Origin of the sequence: Micromonospora sp. WMMD754 (assembly GCF_049315235.1) — a bacterium.
GTDB classification, from domain to species: domain Bacteria; phylum Actinomycetota; class Actinomycetes; order Mycobacteriales; family Micromonosporaceae; genus Micromonospora; species Micromonospora sediminicola.
This window is the reverse complement of the sequence record NZ_CP186058.1, coordinates 6,056,749-6,080,568: the sequence shown is the minus strand read 5'-3', so window position 1 is coordinate 6,080,568 and position 23,820 is coordinate 6,056,749. Positions and strand designations below refer to the sequence as shown.

At 74.6% G+C, this 23,820-nt stretch carries 16 protein-coding genes; 9 read left to right on the top strand and 7 right to left on the bottom strand.

Annotated elements, in window-relative coordinates:
• Window positions 1-91 precede the first annotated feature (91 nt).
• Window positions 92-2,269: a carbohydrate-binding module family 20 domain-containing protein gene (locus ACN27B_RS28495; RefSeq protein ID WP_422742257.1), complete on the top strand. Its 2,178-nt coding sequence runs from the start codon at window positions 92-94 to the stop codon at window positions 2,267-2,269.
• 51 nt (window positions 2,270-2,320) lie between these two features.
• Here ACN27B_RS28495 and ACN27B_RS28490 read toward each other — a convergent pair whose 3' ends face one another.
• Complete coding sequence (locus ACN27B_RS28490; protein ID WP_099160417.1) at window positions 2,321-2,845, bottom strand: RICIN domain-containing protein; 525 nt, start codon at window positions 2,843-2,845, stop codon at window positions 2,321-2,323.
• A 221-nt stretch (window positions 2,846-3,066) separates the two neighbouring features.
• On the opposite strand from ACN27B_RS28490, the gene ACN27B_RS28485 reads away from it, so the two are divergent.
• Window positions 3,067-5,823 carry an ATP-binding protein gene (locus ACN27B_RS28485; RefSeq protein ID WP_422742255.1) on the top strand — a complete coding sequence of 919 codons (2,757 nt, stop codon included), beginning with the start codon at window positions 3,067-3,069 and terminating at the stop codon, window positions 5,821-5,823.
• Here ACN27B_RS28485 and ACN27B_RS28480 read toward each other — a convergent pair.
• From ACN27B_RS28480 to ACN27B_RS28470, 3 genes are all read right to left on the bottom strand, one after another.
• A complete protein-coding gene (locus tag ACN27B_RS28480) occupies window positions 5,745-6,968 on the bottom strand; it encodes an MFS transporter (protein ID WP_099160420.1) in 1,224 nt (407 codons plus the stop codon). The two genes, ACN27B_RS28485 and ACN27B_RS28480, sit on opposite strands and share 79 nt — an antisense overlap.
• A gap of 77 nt (window positions 6,969-7,045) precedes the next feature.
• Window positions 7,046-7,528 (bottom strand): hypothetical protein, encoded by a 483-nt coding sequence (locus ACN27B_RS28475; protein ID WP_422742252.1) that lies wholly within the window; start codon window positions 7,526-7,528, stop codon window positions 7,046-7,048.
• Between the two features lie 34 nt (window positions 7,529-7,562).
• Entirely contained in the window at window positions 7,563-7,751 is a 189-nt protein-coding gene (locus tag ACN27B_RS28470) for a ribonuclease (protein ID WP_099164517.1), read from the bottom strand.
• A gap of 178 nt (window positions 7,752-7,929) precedes the next feature.
• On the opposite strand from ACN27B_RS28470, the gene ACN27B_RS28465 reads away from it, so the two are divergent.
• A complete protein-coding gene (locus ACN27B_RS28465) occupies window positions 7,930-10,494 on the top strand; it encodes a cation-translocating P-type ATPase (RefSeq protein WP_253866318.1) in 2,565 nt (854 codons plus the stop codon).
• A gap of 20 nt (window positions 10,495-10,514) precedes the next feature.
• The gene (locus ACN27B_RS28460; protein WP_099160424.1) at window positions 10,515-11,396 is read left to right on the top strand and encodes a universal stress protein; all 882 of its coding nucleotides are present in this window, start codon (window positions 10,515-10,517) and stop codon (window positions 11,394-11,396) included.
• Window positions 11,397-11,486: 90 nt separating this feature from the next.
• Here ACN27B_RS28460 and ACN27B_RS28455 read toward each other — a convergent pair whose 3' ends face one another.
• Window positions 11,487-11,981 carry an RrF2 family transcriptional regulator gene (locus ACN27B_RS28455; RefSeq protein ID WP_422742248.1) on the bottom strand — a complete coding sequence of 165 codons (495 nt, stop codon included), beginning with the start codon at window positions 11,979-11,981 and terminating at the stop codon, window positions 11,487-11,489.
• A 125-nt stretch (window positions 11,982-12,106) separates the two neighbouring features.
• On the opposite strand from ACN27B_RS28455, the gene ACN27B_RS28450 reads away from it, so the two are divergent.
• A complete protein-coding gene (locus ACN27B_RS28450; protein WP_422742246.1) occupies window positions 12,107-12,847 on the top strand; it encodes an SDR family oxidoreductase in 741 nt (246 codons plus the stop codon).
• A gap of 94 nt (window positions 12,848-12,941) precedes the next feature.
• Here the strand turns inward: ACN27B_RS28450 and ACN27B_RS28445 are convergent, their stop codons facing one another.
• Complete coding sequence (locus tag ACN27B_RS28445) at window positions 12,942-13,241, bottom strand: STAS domain-containing protein (protein ID WP_091573851.1); 300 nt, start codon at window positions 13,239-13,241, stop codon at window positions 12,942-12,944.
• The gene (locus ACN27B_RS28440; protein WP_422742243.1) at window positions 13,238-17,389 is read right to left on the bottom strand and encodes a SpoIIE family protein phosphatase; all 4,152 of its coding nucleotides are present in this window, start codon (window positions 17,387-17,389) and stop codon (window positions 13,238-13,240) included. The genes ACN27B_RS28445 and ACN27B_RS28440 overlap by 4 nt, the downstream gene beginning before the upstream one ends.
• A 449-nt stretch (window positions 17,390-17,838) precedes the next feature.
• Here ACN27B_RS28440 and rph point away from each other — a divergent pair, with 449 nt between their 5' ends.
• From rph to ACN27B_RS28420, 4 genes are all read left to right on the top strand, one after another.
• Window positions 17,839-20,442, top strand: a complete 2,604-nt coding sequence (gene rph, locus ACN27B_RS28435; protein WP_422742241.1) for a rifamycin-inactivating phosphotransferase — start codon at window positions 17,839-17,841, stop codon at window positions 20,440-20,442.
• Window positions 20,443-20,615: 173 nt separating this feature from the next.
• Window positions 20,616-20,984, top strand: a complete 369-nt coding sequence (locus ACN27B_RS28430; RefSeq protein ID WP_422742239.1) for a MerR family transcriptional regulator — start codon at window positions 20,616-20,618, stop codon at window positions 20,982-20,984.
• Window positions 20,985-21,028: 44 nt separating this feature from the next.
• Entirely contained in the window at window positions 21,029-22,123 is a 1,095-nt protein-coding gene (locus tag ACN27B_RS28425) for a 12-oxophytodienoate reductase (RefSeq protein ID WP_422742236.1), read from the top strand.
• Between the two features lie 165 nt (window positions 22,124-22,288).
• Complete coding sequence (locus ACN27B_RS28420; RefSeq protein ID WP_422742234.1) at window positions 22,289-23,644, top strand: endo-1,4-beta-xylanase; 1,356 nt, start codon at window positions 22,289-22,291, stop codon at window positions 23,642-23,644.
• Window positions 23,645-23,820: the final 176 nt, after the last annotated feature.

Here is a 23,820-nt window from a genome sequence, read left to right as displayed (position 1 = left end):
AAGACTTTCATGGATCCCGCATGGTGTTCGCTACCCGGACGGCCGTCCACCTCCGCGCACCCCCGTCGAGCACGGAAGAGGTCCCCCTGCCATGGAATCCGCCAGGCCACACCCCCGTGGCCGTGCCGGCCGCCTGATGCTCGCCGCCGCGCTGGTCGCGGCCGGCGGCTCGGCGGTCGTCACGGCTGCCACCACCGCCGCCCCCGCCCGCGCCGCCACCGTCCTCAACGACAGTGAGGTGACCGCCAACCTCTGGGAATGGAACTGGGCCTCGGTCTCCGCCGCCTGCACCGACCACCTCGGCCCCGCCGGTTACGGCGCGGTCCAGGTGGCGCCGCCGCAGGAGTCGGTCAGCCTGCCGAGCAGCCCCGACGGCGTGCACCCCTGGTTCGAGGTCTACCAGCCGGTGTCGTACAGGTTGGACAGCCGGTTCGGCAACCGACAGCAGTTCGCCGCCATGGTCAGCGCCTGCCACGCCGCCGGCGTGCGGGTCTACGTCGACGCCGTGGTCAACCACATGGCCGGCACCAACAACCCGGCCGGCACGCGCGGGTACGCCGGGACCGAGTTCTCCGGCTACAGCTACCCGGCCGTGCCCTACGGCAGCGGCGACTTCCACCGCCCCGGGGACAACTGCCCGACCGGCGGGGGCATCAGCGACTGGAACAACGAGGCCCAGGTGACCAGCTGCGAGCTGCTGTCCCTGTCCGACCTCTACACCGAGAAGGAAGCGGTCCGGAACACGATCGCCGGCTACCTGAACGACCTGATCGGGCTCGGCGTCGACGGCTTCCGGGTCGACGCGGTCAAACACGTCCGCAAGGATGACTTCGCCGCGATCCTCGGCAAGCTGAACAACACCGTCGCCGAGGGCAGACGCCCGTACGTGGCCCAGGAGATCTTCGACGGCGCCAGCAACCCGGCCCTGCAGGCCCGGGCGTTCACCGGCAACGGCGACGTGCTGGACTTCGCGTACGCCAAGGGCATCCGCTCGGCCTTCCAGGGCTCCATCGCCGCGCTGGCCAACGTGGCCAACTGGAACCTCGACGCGCCGAGCGCCAACGTCTTCGCCATGGTCACCAACCACGACCTGGAGCGCGACGGGGTGGTGCTGTCCTACAAGAACGGCACCGACTACGTGCTCGCCACCTACTTCGGGCTGGCCCACCCGCACGGCAAGCCCTCGGTCTACGACAGCTTCACCTGGACCGACCGCAACCAGTCACCGCCGCACGACGGCATCGGCCGGGTCACCGACACGGTCTGCGGCGCCGCCTGGACCTGCCTGAGCCGCACCACCGGCATCAAGGGCATGGTCGGCTGGGCGAACGCCGCCCGCCCGGTGAAGACCGTCTCCGACTTCACCACGGTGACCAGCAACGTGATCGGCTTCCACCGGGGTGACCGGGCCTGGATCGGCATCAACGACTCCGGTTCCGCCACCACCGCCACCTTCACCACCGGCCTGGCCGACGGCCGGTACTGCGACGTCATCTCGGGCGTCGCCACCGCCACCGGCTGCACCGGAGGCACGGTGACCGTCTCCGGCGGCCGGGCCACCGTGACCGTCCCGGCCAACGACGCCGTCGCGATCCACGTGGGGGCCCGGCCGGGCACGAACCCGTCGCCGACCGCGTCCCCGACCGCCTCGCCGACCGGCAACCCCACCGACCGGGTCGCCACCACGTTCACGGTCGCCGCGACCCCGGCGGCCGGCCAGGACGTGTACGTCGTGGGCAACGTCCCCGAGCTGGGCTCGTGGTCGCCGGCGAACGCCGTGAAGCTGGCCGCGCAGGGCGGCGGCAGCTACCGCGCCACCGTCGACCTGCCCCGGTCGGCCACCGTGGAGTACAAGTTCGTCAAGGTGACCACCGGTGGGGCGGTCACCTGGGAGTCCGGCTCCAACCGGACCCTCACCACCCCGGCCGCCGGCACCTACGCGGTGACCGAGACGTTCCGGGGTGACACCGTCACCTCGACGGTGGCCGCCACGTTCGCCGTCACCGCCACCACCGCGTACGGCCAGAACGTCTTCGTCGTCGGCAACGTCCCGGCGCTGGGCGGGTGGAACCCGGCCGCGGCGGTCCCGCTCTCCCCGGCCGCCTACCCGGTGTGGCGGGCGACGGTCGAGCTGCCGCCGAACACGGCGGTCGAGTACAAGTACGTGAAGCGGAACCCGGACGGTTCGGTGACCTGGGAGTCCGGCGCGAACCGGACCTTCACCACACCGGGCGGCGGCACGCGCACCGCCACCGACACCTGGCGCTGAGCGCCGACGGCGGCCCGTCCCCGACTCCCGGGGACGGGCCGCGTCCGGCGGTCACGCCGGCACGAACGACCAGACCTGGGCCGGGTTGCCGAACCCGGTGCAGTGGTAGATCTGGACGGTCGCGCCGTCGGCGGAGGAGCCGCCGCGCACGTCCAGGCACCGGCCGCCGATCTGCGACCTGACCTGGTGCACCCCGCTGAACGAGTTCGGGTTGACCGTCCACTTCATGCTGGTCGTCCCGGTGCAGGCCCACTGCTGCAACGGCGTGCCGTCGGCGTTCACGCCGTTGCGGACGTCGAGGCACATGCCGCTGGACTGGTTGACGAACGTGTAGGTGCTCTGACCCACCGGGGACCAGCGCTGCACGGCCTGCCCGTCGCAGGTCCGCTGCACGACGAGCCCGCCCAGCGACGACGGGGCGCCGTACCGGTCCACCTCCAGGCACTTCCCGCTGCCGTAGTTGACGATCTGGTAGTGGCCGCCCGCCGCCTGCGCCGGCTGCCCGAGCGCCGCGGCACCCAGCCCGGCGGCCAGCAGGCTCGCCGCCACCGCCCCGCCGACTCTGTTTCTGATCATCGTTGCGTCTCCCATCGGATCGGACCTCGCCTTCCCTCGCCGGGACCGGCGCACCCCGGGACGGTCCCCGTCGGTGCTCGTCCCCGGCTGGTGCAGACGCTAGGGAGCGCGGGACGCGCCCGGATCCGGGAACCTCCTAGTCGACGCGGGTCCCGGCACGGGGATGTCGGGTTCGCGTCGGCCCCGCCGGTCCGGAACCGATCAGCGGTTAGCGTGCGTCCATGGGTGGTGCGACGGTTCCGACCCTCGCCGACGGCACGGCCCGGGACGGGCGGGAGGGCCTTCTCGGGCGGACCGACGAGTGCCGCCGCCTGGCCGCGTTGCTGGCCGACGCGAGCGACGGTCGTGGGGGAGCGCTGGTCGTCCGGGGCGTGGCGGGCGTCGGCAAGACGGCCCTGCTGGACCACTGCGCCGAGCGGGCCGTCGGGATGCGGGTGCTGCGCGCCACCGGGGTGCCGTTCGAGGCCGACCTGCCGTTCTCCGCGCTGCACGAACTCGCCCGCCCGCTGCTCGACCGGCTGGACGGCCTGCCGGCCCAGCAGGCCGACGCGCTGCGTACCGTGTTCGCCGTCGACGGCGGGTCCCGCGCGGTCAACCGGCTGGCCGCGTACGTGGCGACGCTGACCCTGCTCACCGCGGCCGCCGAGGCGACGCCCGTGCTCTGCCTGGTCGACGACGCGCACTGGATCGACCCGGCCTCGGCCGAGGCGCTGCTGTTCACCGCGCGGCGGCTGCTCGCGGACCGCGTCGCGATCGTCTTCGCCACCCGCGACGTGCCCGGGTTCGACGGGCGCGGCGTGCCGGAGCTGCCGCTGACCGGCCTGGCGCCGGAGGCCGCCGTGCGGCTCGCCATGCGCGCGGGGCTGGACCGGCGGGTCGCCACCGAACTCGCGGTCGCCACCGCCGGCAACCCGCTCGCCCTGGTCGAGCTGCCGGTGACGCTGGCCGAGGAACGCCGGCACGGCTGGCTGCCGCTGGAGCAACCGCTGGTGCTGGCCGACCGGATCCGGACGAGCGTCCTGGCGCACGCCCGCGACCTGCCCGAGGCGACGTGGCGGGCCCTGGTCGTCTGCGCCGTGGCCGAGACCCCCGGGCTGGCGCTGCTGGACCAGGTGCTGACGGTGGACGGGCTGGGCCTGGACGCGCTCGACCGCGCCGTGGACGCCGGTCTGATCCGGGTCACGACCCGGGAGGTGACGTTCCGCCACCCCCTGATGCGGGCGGCGGTGCACTCGGCGGCCGGACCCGGGCGACGCCGGTCGGCGCACCTGGCGATCGCCTCGGTGCTGACCGGCCCGGAGACGGCCGACCGCCGGGCCTGGCACCTCGCCGCCGCGACGACCGGCCCGGACGAGCGGGTCGCCGCGCTGCTGGCCGGGTCGGCCGAGCGGGCACAGCGTCGCGGTGGTGTGGTGGCCGAGGCGCGGGCGTACGAGCGCTCGGCCCGCCTCACCCCGGACCCGGACGTCCGGGCGGGGCGCCTGATCGGGGCCGCCCGGGCCTGGACGAACGCGGGCGCGAGCCGGCACGCCGTGGCGCTCGGGGAGGAGGCGCTCGGACTCACCCGGCGGGTCGACCTGCGGTGCCGGATGACGCCGTTGCTCGCCCATCTCGCCCAGCAGCACGGCGACCTGACCGTGGTGGACGACGCGTACCTGGCCGAGGCGGAGGAGTGCGCGCGCACCGACCCGCTCGGCGCGGCCAAGATGATGAGCGCCGGGGTCAACCAGTTCTGGGCGCGACTCGACGTCACCGGCATGCTGCCGTTCTGCGAGCGCATCGTGGAACTGGCCGGAACCGCGCCGGGCACGCCCTGGCCGAAGGGGGCGATCCGGCTGGCCGCCGCGCAGGTGCTGGCCGGCCGGCCGGAGGGGGCCGGGTCGGCCCGCGACTGCGTCGCGGCCTGCGCGGGCCACGCCGACGGCTCGGCCGCGGAACTCGCGCAGGTGTTCTGCTGGCTCGGTGACCTGGACGCCGCGCGGGCGCTGCTGGAGCCGGAGATCGACCGGGCGCGCGCGGCCGACGACGTGTTCCTGCTGGCCTACGCCCTGCCGCGGCTCGCCGAACTCCGCTGGCGCGCCGGCGCGTTGCACGACGCGTACCGGGCCGCGACCGAGGCGGTCGGCATCGCCGAGCAGGTGGCCCTGCCGCTGCTGCGGGCGGAGGCGCTGGCCACCCTCGCCCTGGTGGAGGGGCTGCTCGGGGACGAGTCGGAGGCGCGGACGCACATCGACGACGCGCGGCGGTTGCTGCCGGCGGAGTTCGGGGAGGTCGAGGCCCGGCTCCGGTACGCCGCCGCGATGATGTCGGTCGTCGCGGCGCGGTGGGAGGAGGCCGTGACCGACCTGGAGTGGATCCGGTCCGCCCAGGCGCGGGGCGGGATCACCGCGCCGGGCTGGCTGCCGGTCGCCGGCGAGCTGGCCGAGGCGTACGCCTGGTTGTCCCGCCCGGAACGGCTTCGGGACCTGCCGGACGGCGGCCCGGCCGCCACGGCCCGGGTCGCCGGCCTGCTCGCCGCCGAGCCGGACCTGGACGTCGTCTTCCCGGCGGTGCTGGCGCGGTGCGACCCGACGGTCGTCCCGCTGGAGCGGGCCCGCACGCTGCTCTGCTACGGCCAGCGGCTGCGCCGGGCGAAGCGGCGACGGGACGCCCGGGTCCAGCTGCACGCCGCGCTGCGGCTGTTCGAGGCGGCCGGCGCGCAGGGGTGGGCCCGGCGGTGCCGCGTGGAGATCGACGCGACCGGCCGGGGCGCGCCGGCCCGCGACGACCGGACCGTCGACCGGTTGACCAGCCAGGAGCGGCAGATCGCCCTGCACGTCGCGGAGGGGCTGACCAACCGGGAGATCGCGACCCGGATCTTCCTGTCTCCCAAGACCGTCGAGTACCACCTCGGCAACGTCTACCGGAAGCTGCGGCTGCGCTCGCGTCCGGAGCTGATCCGCCACCTGTCCCGCCGGTCGACGTCCGAACCGGACTGACGACGGACCGTCGCCACCAGCGCGGCGGTCAGGCAGGCCGCCGCGGCGGCGAGCAGCGGGGGACGACCGCCGACGTGGACGGCCGCCGAGCCGAGCGGGATGGCCAGCGTGATCGGTCCGAACATCGCCGTGTTCGCGGTGCCGGACACCCGCCCGAGCACCGCCGCCGGAGTGTGCGTCTGCACGGCGGTGACGGCGGCGACCAGCGTCCAGGGCAGACCCACGCCGATCGCCACCGAGGCGGCGACCGTGGCCGGCCACCAGGGCAGGCACCGACCCAGGCAGCCGGCGGCGAAGAGGGCGGTGCCGGCGATCCCCACCCCGACCTCGCCCCAACGGCAGACGAGCCGGCCGACGGCCAGCCCGGCGAGCACGGAACCGGCGCCCTGGGCGCCGGCCAGCACGCCGAGGAACGTCGACGGCAGGGCCAGCTCGGTCACGACCACGGCGTAGAGCGGCGCGGTGGTGAAGCCGGACATCGCGATCGACACCGCGGCGAGCGCGACCGGTACGCGTACCGCCCGCCGCCGGAGAAGAACGGCGAGCCCGGCCCGCAGGCCGGGCCGGGGCTCGCCCGTCCGTGCGGGCGCCGGCGTCCGGCGCAACCGCAGGGCCGCGTAGAGCGCGGCGACGAGCACCGGCGTCGCGGCGCTGAACACGGCGACCGGGTGCCCGCCCCGCCAGGCGTACAGCCCGGCCCCCAGCAGCGGCGCGATCAGCTTCGTGCCCTCCTGGGCGCTGGAGCGCCAGCCGTTGACGTCGGCCAGGCGCGCGGGGTCCAGCGCCGCCGGCAGCAGCGCGGTCTCACCGGCGTCGATCAGCACGTACCCGACGCCGTACGCGAGCGAGACGACGAAGATCAGCCAGGCCTGGTCCGGGCTTCGGACGGTGAGCAGGCTGAGCAGGACGGCGGCCAGCGCGAGGTTCACCCCGATGACCAGCGGTCGCCGGGGCGCCCGGTCGAGCAGCCCGCCGAGCCACGGCCCGGCCAGCACCGGGGCGTAGACGCAGAGCCCGGCGAGCGCGGCCAGGCCGGTGGAGCCGGTCAGGTCGAGGATCCAGATGCCGGCGACCAGGGCCATGGCGCTGCTGCCGAGGCCGGACAGCAGGGAGATGGCCACGAACAGGACGGCGTTGCGACGCACGAGCCCTCCAGGGTTGAGCGGAGAAGGCTCATATCGTCCGGCGTTGAGTCATCCACTGGCAATGCTGTGGAGCAACGTCAACGATGCGTTGACAGCGCCGCCGCGAGGCGGCGGGTCGCCTCACGGGCGGGGGCCGGCAGTCGCGGCCCGACGTCGGTCAGGTCGCCGACGAGGTACGCGGCGAGCGCGTACAGCGAACCCGGGGCGGCGGCGTCGAGGGCCGTGACGGTGGTGCGCCGGACCAGCGGCGCTCGGCGGAAACGGCCGTCCCACCCCCGGTCCGCCTCGATCCACCGGTGCAGGTCGGACACGGCGGCCCGCACCGCCGCGACGTCGGGGGCGCAGGCCCGGTCCCGCCGCGCCTGCCGCGACCGGCGCGCCGCCACGAGACGCTGCCGGCGCTGCTCGGCGGCCTGCCGGCTGCTCAGGCCCAACGCGCCGGCGATCTCGGCCCAGGTGGCCCCGTCGTGCCGGGCCCGGTCGATCAACTCCAGCTCCCGCTCGTCGAGCCGGGCCCGGGCCGCGGCGACCTCGGACAGGCGGGTCAGCTCCGGAGTCACCTGTCAACAGTACATTGACAGGTGACCGCCGCCGCTACTCCTCCGGTACGCCCGGGCCGACCTCGCCGTGGGCCAGGTGTGCGGCGTTGCGGTCGGCGTCGTGGGTGGCGTTCGCCTCCCCCTCGGCCGGGTCGGTGGTGCGCCGTCCCTCGGCGTCCTGGAACACCCGCCCGGTCTCCAGCGGGTCCTCCTGCTGCCGTCCGAACTGCTCGGGTTCCGTCATGACCGCCCAGTGCCCCCGGTGCGCCGGCACAAACCGGCCCGGGCCGGCCGGGGTTCATCGCTCGGGGGCCATTGGTCCCGGGTCCCGGGGCGCTCGGCCCCTGACGGTCCGACGCCGCGAGGGCCAGGCTGGGAGGGCGCCGACGCGCGGGGCACGGAACGACGTGAGGGTGATGCGGGTGAGCAACGGCGGGCCGGGCACAGTGACGACCACCGCGACCTCCCCGATCCCGCCGCCGGCGGCCGGGCTCACCTCCACCCGGGCCGCGGCCCGGCTGCGCGCCGAGGGGCCGAACACGGTCGCCCCGCCGCGCCGTCGTGGACCGGCCGGCCGCGTGTTGCGCCAACTCACCGACCCGCTGGTGGCGCTCCTGCTGGCCGCCGCCGTGGTGACCACCCTGCTTCGCGACTACCCCGACACCGCGGTGATCGTGCTGGTCGTCCTGATCAACACCGCGATCGGCGTGGTTCAGGAGATCCGCGCCGACCGGGCGGTGGCGGCCCTGGACCGGCTCGCCGCGCCGACCGCGCGGGTGGTCCGCGACGGCCGTGACCTCGTGCTGCCCGCCGCGGCGCTGGTCCGCGACGATCTCGTCCGGCTGGAGGCCGGTGACGTCGTGCCCGCCGACCTGCGCCTCACCGACGCGGCCCGGCTCAGCCTGGACGAGTCGGCGCTGACCGGCGAGTCGGTGCCGGTCGGGCGGTCGGCCGGCGAGGAGGCGAGCGCGGGCACCGTGGTGACCACCGGCCGGGCCACCGGCACCGTGCTGCGGACGGGCGCGTCCAGCGCGCTGGGCCGGATCAGCGCACTGGTCGCCGCCACCCGGCCGGCGCCCACCCCGCTGCAACGCCGGCTGGCCTCGCTCGGACGGGTCCTCGGCCTGACCGCGGTGGTCCTCTCCGCGTTGGTCTTCGCCCTCGGCGTGCTCGACGGGCGGCCGGTCGCGCAGATGGCGGTCACCGCGGTGAGTCTCGTGGTGGCGGCCGTCCCGGAGTCGCTGCCCGCCGTGGTCACGCTCGCGCTCGCCCTGGGCGCCCGCCGGATGGCCGGCAGCCGGGCCATCCCGCGACGCCTGCACGCGGTGGAGACGCTCGGCTCGGTCACCGTGATCGCCTCGGACAAGACCGGCACGCTCACCGAGGGCCGGATGGCGGTGCAGCAGGCGGTCACCGCCGGTCGTGCCCGGTACGCCGTCACCGGCACCGGCTACGCCCCCCACGGCGAGGTGCGCCACCGGGACGAGCCGGTGGACGCGCCGGACGAGCTGCGCCGGCTGGCCCGCGCGGGGCTGCTCTGCAACGACGCCACGCTGACGCCACCGACCGACGACCGGCCGGAGTGGTCCGCGATCGGCGACCCGCTGGAGGCGGCGCTGGTCGCGTTCGCGGCCCGGTGCGGGGTCGACCCGGAGACCACCCGCGACGCGTGGCCCCGGGTGGCGGAGCACCCCTTCGACCAGGAGCTGCGCCGGATGACCACGGTGCACCGCCGCGGCGACGGGCGGTACCTGGTGGTGTGCAAGGGTGCGCCCGAGAACGTGCTGACCACGCCGTTGACCGACGCCGACGCCGAGGAGCTGGCCGAGCTGACGGAGTCCGCGCGCCGGCTCGCCGCCGAGGGGCTGCGGGTGCTGGCGGTGGCCTCCGCCGTGGTCGACACCCCTCCCGACCCGGCCCGCCCGACCGGCCTGCGACCGCTGGGCCTGGTCGGGGTGGGTGACCCACTGCGTGTCCAGGCGCCGGGCATCGCCGCGGGCTTCGAGGAGGCCGGGATCCGGCTGGTGCTGATCACCGGAGACCACCCGGCGACCGCCGCGGCGATCGGCGGCCGGCTCGGGCTCTGGACCGACGGCGACCCGCTGGCCAACGGCGACGACGGCGACCCGGGCCGGGCCCATCCCGACACCCGGGTGTACGCGCGGACCCAGCCGGAGCAGAAGCTCGACATCATCGCCGGTCTGCAGTCGCGCGGACACGTCGTGGCGATGACCGGTGACGGCGTCAACGACGCCCCGGCGCTGCGGCGCGCGGACATCGGCGTGGCGATGGGGGGCGGCACCGAGGTGGCCCGACAGGCCGCCGACCTGGTGCTGGTCGACGACGACCTGACCACGGTGGCGACGGCGATCGGCGAGGGCCGCCGGATCTACGACAACATCCGTCGGTTCCTGCGCTACGCCCTCGCCGGCGGAGTGGCCGAGATCGCGGTGATGCTTCTCGGCCCGCTTCTGGGACTGCCCGTGCCGTTGCTGCCGGCGCAGATTCTCTGGATCAACCTGCTCACCCACGGTGTGCCCGGGGTGGCGCTGGGTGCCGAGCCGGCGGAGCCGGGCACGTTGCGACGCCACCCGCGCTCGCCCCAGGAGTCGGTGCTCGGCGGCGGGCTGGGCCGTGACGTGCTCGTCACCGGCGCGCTGATCGCCGCGGCGGCGCTCGGCGCCGGGGTGGCGGCCGCGTACGCGGACCGGCCGTGGCAGTCGGTGGTCTTCGTGGTGCTCGGCCTCTCCCAGCTCGGCGTGGCGCTGGCCGTCCGCGCGACCCGCTCGCCGGGTTCGTCGGACCGCAACCGCGCGCTGCCGCTCGCGGTCGCCGTCTCCGCGGCGCTCCAGGTGGCTGGCGTGCTGCTGCCGCCGCTGCGCGATCTGCTCGGCACCGCGCCGCTGGCCCTCCCCGACCTGCTCGGCTGCGCCGCGGTGGGTGTCCTGCCCGGGCTGCTGCTGCGGCTGACCCGCCGGTCCGGTTGACGATCGTGAAGGAGGTTGTCATGACGATCCATTCCGCGGACCCCGTCGTGGTCGGGGTGGACGGCTCCGCCACCGCCCTGGACGCGGTGCGGGTGGCCGCCCGCGAGGCGGCCTTCCGGCACCGGCCGCTGCGGGTGGTGCACGCGTTCATCTGGCCGCTGACCCGGGCGCCGCTCACCCCGGCGCCCGGTGCGCCCGCCGGAGCCGGGCTGCGCAACCAGGCCGAGCGGTGCGTCGCCGAGGCGGTCGCCGAGGCCGGCAAGGTCGCGCCGGACGTGCCGGTCACCGGCGTGGTGGTCGACGGCGCGCCGGCGGCGGTGCTGGTGGCGGAGTCACGGCGCGCGACGCTGATGGTGCTCGGCCATCGTGGCCTGGGCGGTTTCGCCGGCCTGCTGATCGGGTCGGTCACCCTCCAGGTGTCCGCCCGCGCCCACTGTCCGGTGCTGGTGACGCGCGGCGAGGCGCGGGCGGACGGCCCGGTCGTGGTGGGCGTGGACGGTTCGGCGCACTCCGGCGTCGCGGTGGGGTTCGCGTACGAGGAGGCCGCCCGCCGGGGCGCGCCGCTGGTCGTGGTGCACGCCTGGCTGTACCCGACCCCGATCGGGCCGGGCGACATCGTGCCCCTGGTCTACGACCCCGAGGCGCTGGCCGAGGAGTCGCGGCGGATCCTCGCCGAGGCCGTCGCCGGCTGGTCGGAGCGTTACCCGGACGTCGAGGTGCGGCAGCGGTCGGTGCGCGGCGCCCCGGCGCGGGTGCTGGTGGAGCAGTCGGCCTCGGCGCAGCTGGTGGTGGTCGGCGCGCACGGTCGGGGCGCGTTGGCCGGGCTGCTGCTCGGTTCGGTCAGCCACGCGGTGCTGCACCACGCGCACGCCCCGTTGGTGATCGCGCGGCACGCCGGGTAGCCGCCTCGACGGGGGATCTCAGCGCCGCATCGCCACGGGAAGCTGCGCCTGCTCGCGGTGGTCGCCGGCCAGGCGATCCGAGGTACGCGGTCAGCCCCGGCCGGCGTCGTCCGGCCCGCCCAGCCAGGCGCGTACGCCGGCGAGCGTGGCCGGCCCGTAGTCCTCGTCCACGCTGCGGGCCAGGTCGGCCACGGACACCGCGCGCAGCGCGTCGCGCCAGGCGGCGTCGGCGTCGGCCATGGCCCGGGCGATGGCGCACGGCCGGGTGCAGGCCTCGGGTGGGCTCGCCAGCGGCCCGCGCTGGCGGATCTCCGTGCAGACGAACGTGGGCTGGGCGCCGTCGACGGCGGTCACCACGTCGAGCACGGTGATCTGCTCCGCCGCCCGGGTGAGCACGTATCCGCCGGCCTTGCCCTGCACGGAGGTCACCAGGCCGGCGCGGGAGAGCGCCTGCAACTGCTTGGCCAGGTAGCTGCCGGAGACGTCGTGCAGCTCCGCCAGCCGCGCGGCCGGCACCGGCTGCGCGGCCGTGGTCAGCACCACGCAGCAGTGCAGGGCCCACTCGACCCCACCGGACAGCTTCACCCGCCCACCCCCTTGACTCGGACAAACTCTATCCGACTAATATCCCGGATATAACGTGTCCGAGTTTGAGGCCTCCTCGAACGGGAATCCGTCGTGCTTGAGCCACGTCGGGAAAGGCGGGAACCATGAAGATCGTCGTCATCGGTGGCACCGGTCTGATCGGGTCGCAGGTGGTCCGCGAACTGTCCGAGGCCGGGCACGACGCCGTGCCCGCGGCGCTCTCGACCGGCGTCGACCTGATCAGCGGCAAGGGGCTGGACGAGGTGCTGTCCGGGGCGGAGGTCGTGGTCAACGTGGCGAACTCGCCGACCTTCGACGAGGCGTCGCTGGAGTTCTTCCGCACCTCGATGGGCAACCTGCTCGCCGCCGGGCAGCGCGCCGGCGTCGGTCACCAGGTGGTGCTGTCGATCGTCGGCGTCGACCAGGTGCCGCAGCTGGACTACTACCGGGCGAAGACGCTGCAGGAGGAACTGCTCCGGGACAGCGGAACCCCCTGGTCGGTCGTGCGCGCCACCCAGTTCTTCGAGTTCGTCGACGCGATCCTGTCCTGGACCTCCGACGACAGCACGGTGCGGCTGCCGGCCACCCCGGTGCAGCCGATGGCCGCCGCCGACGTGGTCGCCGCGGTCGTCCACGTCGCCACCGGCGCGCCGCTCAACGCCATCCGCAACGTCGGCGGACCGGACGCCTTCACCCTCGACGAGCTGGGCCGGGTCACCCTGGCCGCGCGGCACGACGACCGGAACGTGGTGGTCGACGACTCGGCCGGCATGTTCGCCGCCGTCGACGGCGACGTCCTCGTCCCGGGCCCGGACGCCCGACTCGCGCCCACCCACTACGCGGACTGGCTGCGCTCGTCCCGCTGACCGCCGAGCCGGGCACGGGGCCGCTCCACCTCGCCGGGACGGCGGCGCCGGACGCGCCGGTACGCCGCCCGCCCCGCCCAGGTGGGCGGCTCGGTCAGCCGCTCTTGACGGTGGTGAGGTCGGCCAGCCCGGAGATGGTCAGGAGGGGCTCCAGCAGCGGGCCGGCGATCAGCGCGATCCGCTCCGCGTGGGGGAACAGCGCGGCCAGCCCCGCGCTGTCGAGATACTCCACGCCGGTGAGGTCCACGACGAGGGGATCCCCGTCGGGCCGAACCGCGTCGCCGAGCGCGTCGGCGAACGAGGCCGCGTTGCTCATGTCGATCTCGCCCACGGCGGTCAGCACGCGGGTGCCGTCGGGCCGGCTGCCGGTGGTGAGGGTGAGGGCCGTGCTCATCGGATGATCCTTGCCTGCATGTGGACGGTGGTGCCGCCGGCTCCGGGGGTGACCGTGATGGTGTCCATCAACGCGCGCATGAGCACGAGACCCCGCCCACGGTGCGGGTCGGCCGGCCGGTTCTGGTCGCGCCAGTGGCCGCTGTCGGTGACGCTCAGGCGCAGGGCGTCCGCGGTGGCGGCGGCGCGCAACCGGATCCGGCCGCCGGGGCTGTCCCGGTGGCCGTGTTCGATGGCGTTGGCGCATGCCTCGCCGGCGGCCACCAGCACGTTGTAGGCGCTGGCGGGGGCCAGCCCGCACCGGTCCAGCCACCCGCGCAACGCGGTGCGCACCTCGGCCAGCCGGGACGACTCGGCCGGGAAGTCCAGCTCCAGTGGGCCGGGGTGACGGTAGAGCAGCAGAGCCACGTCGTCGGCGTACCCGCCTTCCGGGGTGAGCTGGTCCATCACCTCGGTGGCGAGGTCCTCGACCGGGGTGCCGCGGCCCTGCTGGATCGCGGCGGTGGCATGGGCGATGCCGACGGTCAGCGGCTGGCGCCGGCGCTCCACCAGGCCGTCGGTGTAGAGCATGAGGGTGGCCCGGGCCGGCACGGTGGCTTCGGCCTCGGGGCGTTCGAGTCCCGGGCGGACGGCCAGCGGCCGGGACCGGCCCTGTTCGAGCAGTTGTGAGGTGCCGTCGGGGCGCACCACGATGGCCGGCGGGTGCCCCGCGCTGGAGTAGCGCAACCGCCCGGTGGCCGGGTCGAGCACGCCGCAGAAGACCGTGGCGCAGGACGCCCCGGGCAGCAGCGCGGCGAACCGGTCCAGGGCCGCCAGCGCCTGGGCGGGGCTGGCGTCCTGCAGCAGCAGGGCCCGGCAGGCGCTGCGCAACTGCCCCATCACCGTGGCGGCCCGCAGGCCGTGGCCGACGCAGTCGCCGACCACGATCGCGATCCGGCCGTCCGGCAGTTCGACGGTGTCGTACCAGTCGCCGCCGACCTTGAGCGGGAGCGTGGCGGGGGAGTAGCGCACGGCGAAGCCGGCCGGCAGTTGCGCCGGGCCGAGGATCGCCCGCTGCAGGGCCAGTGCGGTCTCACGCTGCTGGTCGATCTGGTGCACCCGGTGCAGGCCCTGACCGATGTGGCCGGCGAGCAGCGCCAGCAGCGTCTGGTCCTGTTCGGTGAAGGGCCGCTTCTCGCCCAGGTCGATCCAGATCGCCATGGTGCCGTCCGGGTGCTCGACCGCGATGCCGGCGCCGTGCGTCCGTGTCGCCACCGGGGTCAGCAGCGGTGTGTCCCGCAGCGCGACCAGAGCCTGTCGGCGCGCGTCCGGCAGCGAGTCCCAGCGCAGCGCCGCGTCGGTGGCGGTGACGACCGGGGTCGGGGCCTCGCCGAACACGGCCGTGACCACGCCGGTGGCGCGCCACAGTCGGCGCAGCTCGTCCAGGACGCCGTGGAGGGCGTCGGGCAGGTCCTCCGCCTGGGACAGCCGCATGCCCAGCCCGGCGAGGGCGGTCTCCCGCTGCACCGCGTAGTGCTCGGCGGTGACGTCGCGGAACGTGCCCACGATCATCCGCCGGCCGGTGTCGGGGTCGTCGACCTGGTTGAACGAGGCGGCGATCCAGAGCCGGTGCCCGTTGCGGTGGGTCACCGGCACGGTGTAGGTGCCCTGGTTCTGGCCGATCAGCACCGAGAACGCCGCCGCCACCTGGCGGTGCGCCTCCGGCTCGGCCTCCGGGTCCGGCCACCACGGCTGCACCGGGGGGTAGGGGAGTCCCTCGGGGCCATAGCCGAGGATGTCGGTGAACGCGGCGTTGATCTCCACCACCGCGCCGTCCTCGTCGCAGACGAAGAACGCCTCCTGCAACGAGTCGACCAGGGCGGTGCGCCAGCGCGCGTGGTGGTTGCGCAGCCGGGCCAGCTCCACGTTGGCCCGGACCCGGGCCAGCAGCTCGGCCGCCGGGAAGGGCTTGACCAGGTAGTCGTCGGCGCCGGCCTCCAGCCCCTCGATGGAGGCCTCCTGCCCGGCGCGGGCGGAGAGCAGCAGCACCGGAGTGCCGGCGGTGCGCGGATCGGTACGCAGCGCGGCGACCAGTTGCAGACCGTCGAGGCGGGGCATCATGACGTCGCTGACCACCAGGTCCGGCGTCCGGGTACGCGCGGCCTCCAGGGCCGCCTGACCGTCGGCGACGGCCTCCACCCGGTGCCCGGCGGAGCGCAGCAGGCGGGTCAGGTACTCACGCATGTCGGCGTTGTCGTCGGCGACCAGGATCCGGGCCGGCGCGCCGCCGGGCAGCGGCGTGACCGGCCCGTCGACCGGGGCCGCGTCGTCCGGGGGCATGTCGGAGAGGTCACCGGGCAGCCAGCGCAACGCCTCCTGCACGAACGGCTCGGCCGACGCCGCGACCCGGCCGGTGCCCGCGGGCGCGAGCGCGTCGGCGGGCAGGTGGGTGACCCCGAACGGCAGCCGGACCGTGAAGCTGGTGCCCTCCCGCAGGGTGCTGCTGGCGGTGATGGTGCCACCGTGCAGCCCGACCAGCTCCTTGACCAGGGCCAACCCGATCCCACTGCCCTCGTCGGAGCGGGAGCGGGCGTTCTCGATCCGGTGGAAGCGCTCGAACAGGCGCGGAAGCTCGTCCTCCGCGACGCCGATGCCGGTGTCGGACACGCGCAGGACGGCCTGCCCGTCCTCCGCCCGCAGCTCCACCCGCACGCTGCCGTCGAAGGTGAACTTCAGGGCGTTGCTGAGCAGGTTGAGCACGACCTTCTCCCACATGCCCGGGTCGATGTGCACCGGGCCGGGCAGCGGCGGGCAGTCGACCTCGAAGGTCAGGCCGGCACGTTCGATCGCCGAGCGGAAGACGCTGGCCAGGTCGGCGGTGACCGCGGCCAGGTCCACCGGTTCGTAGCGGGCCTGCATCCGGCCGGCCTCGATCCGGGAGAAATCGAGCAGGCTGTTGACCAGCCGGCCCAGGCGCAGCCCGTTGCGGCGGATGACCTCCAGCTCCTCGCGGATCCGCGGGTCGGCGTCCTGCATGAGGCCCCGCAGCTCGTCCACCGGCCCCATGATCAGGGTCAGCGGGGTGCGGAACTCGTGGCTGATGTTGGAGAAGAAGGCGGTCTTGGCGCGGTCCAGCTCGGCCAGTTCCTCGGCCCGACGCTGCTGCGCCTGGTAGCTGCGGGCGCTGGCGATGCCGGTCGCCACGTGGCCGGCGGCCAGCTCCACGAACCCGCGGTAGCCGTCGTCCAGGTCCCGGTAGCGGTTCAGCCCGGCCACGAGGAACCCGTAGGGCGCCGCGCCCTGCTGCCGCAGCGGCACCAGCAGCGCCTCGGTCGGCGGATCGGGCCACGCGCCCGCGGGCAGATCGGCGAAGGCGGGGCCGTCGAGCGGTACCCGTACCGCCTCACCCTCGGTCAGGGCCCGCACCGGCCAGACCGGCGCCGGGTCGGCCGGCGACAACGCCGCCGGCGCCGCCGGGTGGCCCGCGGCCAGGCCGGTCGCCTCCACCAGCCGCGCGTCACCGTCGGCACCGAACAGGTACGTCAGCGCGAACGGCAGGTCCTGCCGGTTGCGCCCCAACTGGCGGTTGGCGAAGGCCAGCGTCTCCCGCTCGGTGCGGACCACGCTCGGGTCGGAGCCGAGGTCGCGCAGCGTGGCCATCCGGCGTTCGCCGATCACCCGCTCGGTGTCCTCGCTGACCACGCAGAGCATGCCGACCAGGGTGCCGTCGTCGTTGCGCAGAGGGCTGTAGGAGAACGTGTGGTAGGTCTCCTCGCGGTAGCCGGCGCGCTCCAGGAACAGCAGGAGCCCCTCGTCCCAGGTCGCCTCGCCGGTGCGCAGCACGGTGTCGATGCGGGGGCCGATGTCGTCCCAGATCTCGGCCCACACCTCGTCGGCCGGCCGGCCCAGCGCCCACGGGTACTTACGGCCCAGCGTGTCCCGGCGGTAGGCGGCGTTGCAGAAGAAGGTCAGCTCGGGACCCCAGGCCATCCACATCGGGAAGCGGGAGGACAGCAGGATCCGCACCGCGGTGCGCAGGCTCTGCGGCCACTCCTCCGGCGGCCCGAGCGGGTGCGCCGACCAGTCGACCCGGGCCAGGTCGGGACCGATCTCGCCGTCGACGGCGAACACGTCGGCACGCGTACGCGGGTCGGTGTCAGCGCCGGTCATCGCCCGAGTCTCCCTCACTACGCGTGATTCTGCCCGTCCGGGTCGCCTCGCCGCGGCCCTCGTGATCCGCTCTTGCCCCGGCACGGTCCCCGCCATTCCGCCCACGCGGAAACGAGAGCGAGTTCACGCACCATCGCTTTACCGACAAATAGGGGATATCCGGACGGTTCGAGCCGACGGAGTCGGCGGGGACGTGTCGGCCAAGGCCGAGAGCAGGGTCGGGGCGCGCGTGCGGCTCCCGACCGGCAGCCGCGTCGCGTGTGGCACCTGACCGGCCGGGCGCGACCCGAGCCGGACCGACTGGAGGACAGCCGGACATGGCAAAGGCAGGGAGGCGACTCCCTGCCACTTCTAACGTATATCGCACCCGGGGGCTTGCCGCAAGACCCCGGTCATGCCGCAGAATCGTCGGCCGGACGCGGCTGAGCTGGGAAAACGGGGGAGCGGCGATGACCGGACAGTTTGTGGTGGGCCTCGACGCGGTCGACGGGACGCAGGTCGCCGTCGTCGGCGGAAAGGGCGCGCACCTGGGCGCCTTGTCGCGCGTCGGCGGCGTGCGGGTGCCCGCCGGTTTCTGCGTGACGACGGACGCCTTCCGGCGGGTGACGGCCGAGACGCCGTCCCTCACCGACCGGCTCGACCGGCTCACCCGGCTGCGGCCGGAGGACCGGGAGGCGATCCGGTCGCTCAGCGCGGAGATCCGTCGCGCGATCGAGGACGTCGCCGTGCCCGGGGACGTCGCCGCGGAGATCACCCGGGCGCTGGCCGGCCTCGGCTCCGACGCCGCCTACGCCGTACGTTCCAGCGCCACGGCGGAGGACCGGGCGACGGCCTCGTTCGCGGGCCAGCAGGACACCTACCTGAACGTGCGGGGTCCGGCCGACATCCTCCGGCACGTCAGCCGGTGCTGGGCCTCGCTGTTCAGCGAGCGGGCGGTGACCTACCGCCGGCGCAACGGCGTCGACGACCGGAGCGTGCGGATGGCCGTGGTCGTGCAGCGGATGGTGTTCCCCGACGCCGCCGGCATCATGTTCACGGCCGACCCGGTCACCGGCAACCGCCGGGTCGCCACCGTGGACGCCGGGTTCGGCCTCGGCGAGGCGCTGGTCTCGGGGCTGGTGGACCCGGACGTGTTCACCGTCCGCGACGACCAGATCGTGGCTCGGAGGATCGCCGCCAAGCGGCGCGCCGTCCACGCCCTGCCCGGCGGCGGGACCCGGGAGGAGGAGGTCGACCCGGCGCGGCAGGAGCAGCCCGCGCTCACCGACGAGCAGGTCGTCCGGCTCGTGCGGCTGGGCCGGCGGATCGAGGCCGGGTTCGGGCGCCCCCAGGACATCGAGTGGGGGCTGGTCGACGACGACTTCCACATCCTCCAGAGCCGGCCGATCACCACGCTGTTCCCGCTACCGGCCGTCGACGACGACGAGAGCCGCGTCTACCTGTCGGTCGGGCACCAGCAGATGATGACCGACGCGATGAAGCCGCTGGGCCTGTCGATGTGGCGGCGCACCGCCATGGCGCCGATGCACGAGGCCGGCGGCCGGCTGTTCGTCGACGCCACCCGGCATCTGGCCACGCCGGCGGGCCGGGCCGCCTTCCTCGGCCTTATGAGCCGGTCCGACCCGCTGACCCGGGACGCGCTGGAGACGGTCCTGGAGCGCGGGGACATCGCGTCGACGCCGCCCGAGCACACCCCCGCCGGGCCGCCGTTCGGCGGCCCGCCGGCCGCGGTCGAGACCGACCCGGACGTCGTCACCGCGCTCGTCGAACGCAGCCGGGCCAGCATCGCCGCGCTGCGCCGCGACATCCGCGCCCGGTCCGGGCCGGAGCTGTTCGACTTCCTGGAGGAGGAGGCGTTCGTCGAGCACAAGCGGGTCCTCGCCGATCCGGTGAACGTGCAGGCGATCATGGCGGGCATGGAGGCCACCTGGTGGCTCAACGACAAGCTGGGGGAGTGGCTGGGCGAGACGAACGCGGCCGACACGCTGACCCTCTCCGCGCCCGGGAACGTCACCTCGGAGATGGGGTTGGCGCTGCTCGACGTCGCCGACGTGATCCGCCCGCATCCCGAGGTGGTGGCGTTCCTGCGCGACGTCGACGGTGACGACGACTTCCTGGACGAGCTGCCGGGACTGCCGGGCGGCACGGAGGCGCGCGAGGCGATCGGGGCGTACCTCGACCGGTACGGCATGCGGTGCGTCGGCGAGATCGACATCACCCGGCCACGGTGGAGCGAGCGTCCGGCCACTCTCGTGCCGCTGATCCTCGACCACGTGCGGAACTTCGCCCCGGGTGAGGCCGCGCGGCGCTTCGAGCAGGGGCGGCAGGCGGCGGATCGCAAGGCCCGGGAGGTGCTGACCCGGCTGCGGGCCCGGCCGGACGGGGAGGCCAGGGCCGACGAGACCCGCCGCATGATCGACCGGGTCCGGACCTTCATCGGTTACCGGGAGTACCCGAAGTACGACATCGTCAGCCGCTACTTCCTCTACAAGCAGGCGTTGACGGCGGAGGCCGACCGGCTCGTCCGGGACGGGGTGCTCACCGACCCGGAGGACGTCTTCTTCCTCACGCTCGCGGAGTTCCGCGACGTGGTGCGCACGCACCGGATCGACGGGCGACTCGTCCGCGAGCGCCGGGACGCCTACCGGTGGCACCGGACCCTGACGCCGCCCCGGGTGCTCACCTCCGACGGCGAGGCGCTCACTGGGGCGTACCGGCGCGACGACGTGCCCGCCGGAGCGCTGGTCGGGCTGCCGGTCTCGCACGGGACCGTCGAGGGGCGGGCCCGGGTCGTCCTGGACCTGGCCCGCGCCGAGCTCGAACCGGGCGACATCCTGGTCACCACGCACACGGATCCCAGCTGGACACCCCTGTTCGTCGCCGTCGCCGGCCTGGTGACGGAGGTCGGCGGCCAGATGACCCACGGTGCGGTGATCGCCCGCGAGTACGGCCTGCCGGCCGTGGTGAACGTGCCGGACGCCACCCGCCTGATCCGGGACGGGCAGCGGATCCGGGTGCACGGCTCCGGCGGCTACGTCGAGCTGCTGCCCTGACCGGCCCGGACGGTCCGGGCGTCGACCACCCGGCGGGGATGCGTTCCCGCACCCCGCCGGCGAAGACGTCGCGCGATTCGAGCGGCGTCGAGTGGACGTACCCGATCGGCAGTCGAACACCACGGCGGCGGCTGGCATGCTCGAGGCACAGGTCGGAACGGACGGGAGGCGTGATGCGCATCGGGGAGCTGTCGGCACGCACCGGGGTCAGTGCCCGGTCGATCCGGTACTACGAGCAGCAGGGCCTGCTCGCGGCCGTACGCACCGCGAGCGGACAGCGGGTGTTCGCGGAGTCGGCGGTCGAGCGGGTCGACCTCATCCGGCGGCTCTTCGACGCCGGGTTGAGCAGCCGGCGGATGGCCGAGCTGCTGCCCTGCGTCACCAACCCCGACATCCGCACCGGGTGGCTCACCGACCGGCTGCGCGAGGAGCGGTCCCGGATGGTCGCCGAGATGGCCCGTCTCGCGCACGCCGTGTCGGTGCTCGACGACGTGGTCGCCGACATGACCGTCCCCGACGACGGCGCGGCACCGGCGGCCTGAACGGCCTTGCCCCTGACACCGGTGTCACCTCCTACGGTCGGGCCATGACCGCAACCGTCGACACCGGATCACCGGTGGCCGCCCTGCTCGAACCCGTCACCGTCGCCGGGATGCCGCTGAGATCGCGAATCGTCATGGCCCCGATGACCCGCAACCGCGCGCCCGGCGGGGTGCCCGCCCCGGAGGCGGCCGACTACTACCGGCGGCGCGCCGAGCAGGGCATCGGGCTGATCGTCACCGAGGGCGTCCTGGTGGACCACCCCAGCGCCGGCCACGAGGACACGGTGCCGAGGCTGACGCCCGGCCCGGCCGAGGCCGGCTGGCGGCGCGTGGTCGAGGCGGTCCACGCCGCCGGCGGCCGGATCGCCGCCCAGCTGTGGCACCTGGGCAGCCTGCGCGAGCCGGTGGACGGCCGCCCGGCGTGGACCCCGTCCGGCGTGCCGGAACCGGGGCGGCCGCCCGCCCGCGCGATGACGCTCTCCGACGCCGACGAGCTGCTGTCGGCGTACGCGGCCGCGGCGCGGGCGGCCGGCCGGGTCGGTTTCGACGCCGTGGAGATCCACGCCGCGCACGGGTACCTGCTGGACGAGTTCCTCTGGCCGTACACCAACCGGCGGACCGACCGGTACGGCGGCTCACCGGCGCGGCGGGCGGCCTTCCCGGCCGAGGTCGTGCGCGCGGTGCGCGCACAGTTTTCGGCGGACCGTCCGGTGATCGTGCGGTTCTCGCAGTTCAAGGAGCGCGCCTTCGACGCCCGCATCGCCGAGACCCCGGCCGAGCTGGCGGAGATCCTCACCGCGTTCGCGGACGCGGGCGCGGGCGTCCTGCACGCCTCGCAGCGCCGGTTCTGGCAGCCGGCGTTCGCCGGCTCGGCGCTGAACCTGGCCGGTTGGGCGAAACGGCTCACCGGCCTGCCGTCGATCACCGTGGGCTCGGTGGGACTGACCCGCGAGTTCCTGCGTCCGGGTGGCCCGGAATCGGTCTCCGGCCTCGCGAGCCGGCTGGTCGGCGGGGAGTTCGACCTGGTCGCCGTGGGTCGCGCGCTGCTCGGCAACCCGGCCTGGGCGACACTCGCGGCGACCGGCCGCCTGGCGGAGATCGCGGACTACCGCAAGGCGCACGAGGACGTGTATCCCTAGTCCGCCGGGCTTGACGGGGCGGATGTTATCGCTCACAGTCGAGGGCAGGGCAGGAGCACCGCAGGGCTCACCGGGCGAGCCGTGTTGGTCGGACCTCGACACCACCGCCGGAAACGGGTCGAGGCGTCGCATCACCACCGTCGCAATCCCGGAAGAGGAATCCGTATGAGACCAACGAGAGCCCTGCTGTCCACCGGCCTGCTGGCCGGCGCGCTGGCGGCCGGCATGGCGGTGGCGCTGGCCCCCGCCGCCGACGCCGGCACGACGCTGCGCGCGGCGGCGGCCGAGAAGGGCCGCTACTTCGGTGCCGCGGTCGCCACCGGCAAACTGTCCGACAGCACGTACTCGACCGTCCTGAACCGCGAGTTCAACTCCGTGGTGGCCGAGAACGAGATGAAGTGGGACGCCACCGAGCCCCAGCAGGGGCGGTTCAGCTACACCGGCGGCGACCGGCTGGTCAGCCACGCCCGGGCCAACGGCATGAGCGTGCGCGGTCACACGCTGCTCTGGCACGCGCAGCAGCCGAGCTGGGCGCAGGGGCTGTCCGGCAGCGCGTTGCGCAACGCGGCGATCAACCACGTCACCCAGGTGGCCACCCACTTCCGGGGCCAGATCTACGCCTGGGACGTGGTGAACGAGGCGTTCGCCGACGGCGGCTCCGGCGGGCGCCGGGACTCCAACCTCCAGCGCACCGGCAACGACTGGATCGAGGCGGCCTTCCGGGCCGCGCGGGCCGCCGACCCGGGCGCGAAGCTCTGCTACAACGACTACAACACCGACGGGATCAACGCGAAGTCGACAGGCGTCTACAACATGGTGCGCGACTTCAGGTCCCGGGGCGTGCCGATCGACTGCGTCGGCTTCCAGTCGCACCTGGGCACCACGATCCCGGGTGACTACCAGGCCAACCTCCAGCGCTTCGCCGACCTGGGCGTGGACGTGCAGATCACCGAGCTGGACGTGACGACCGGCGGCAACCAGGCGAACATCTACGGCACGGTCACCCGCGCCTGCCTCGCCGTGTCGCGGTGCACCGGCATCACGGTGTGGGGCGTGCGTGACTGCGACTCGTGGCGCGGTTCGGACAACGCGCTGCTGTTCGACTGCGCCGGGAACAAGAAGGCCGCGTACACCTCGGTGCTCAACGCGCTCAACGCCGGCGGCACCACCACCCCGCCGCCGAACACCACGTCGCCGCCGCCCACCACCACCTCGCCGCCGCCGACGCAGGGCGGGTGCTCGGCGTCGGTGTCGCTGAACTCGTGGACCGGCGGGTTCGTGGCCACGGTCCGGGTGACCGCCGGTTCGGGTGGCACCCGGGGCTGGACGGTCACCATGACGCTGCCCGGTGGCGCGAGCGTCACCAACACGTGGAGCGCCACGGCCAGCGGCAGCACGGGCACGGTCCGGTTCGCCAATGTGGACTACAACGGCCAGCTCGGCGCCGGGCAGAGCACGGAGTTCGGGTTCCAGGGCAACGGCAGCGGTTCGGGCATGACGCCCACCTGCGCCGCCGCCTGACCACCCGCCGAAGGGGCGGCGCGACGATCCTCGCGCCGCCCCTTCGCGGTGCCGCTCGCCGCCGCCCGCGTCGACTCCTGTTACGAGACCGAGACATATGCGTTTCGTCCGATCGGTTGACGCTGCAACTTGTGAGCGTTAACACTCCGGAGGGGATACCGGTGCGGTTCCGGCAG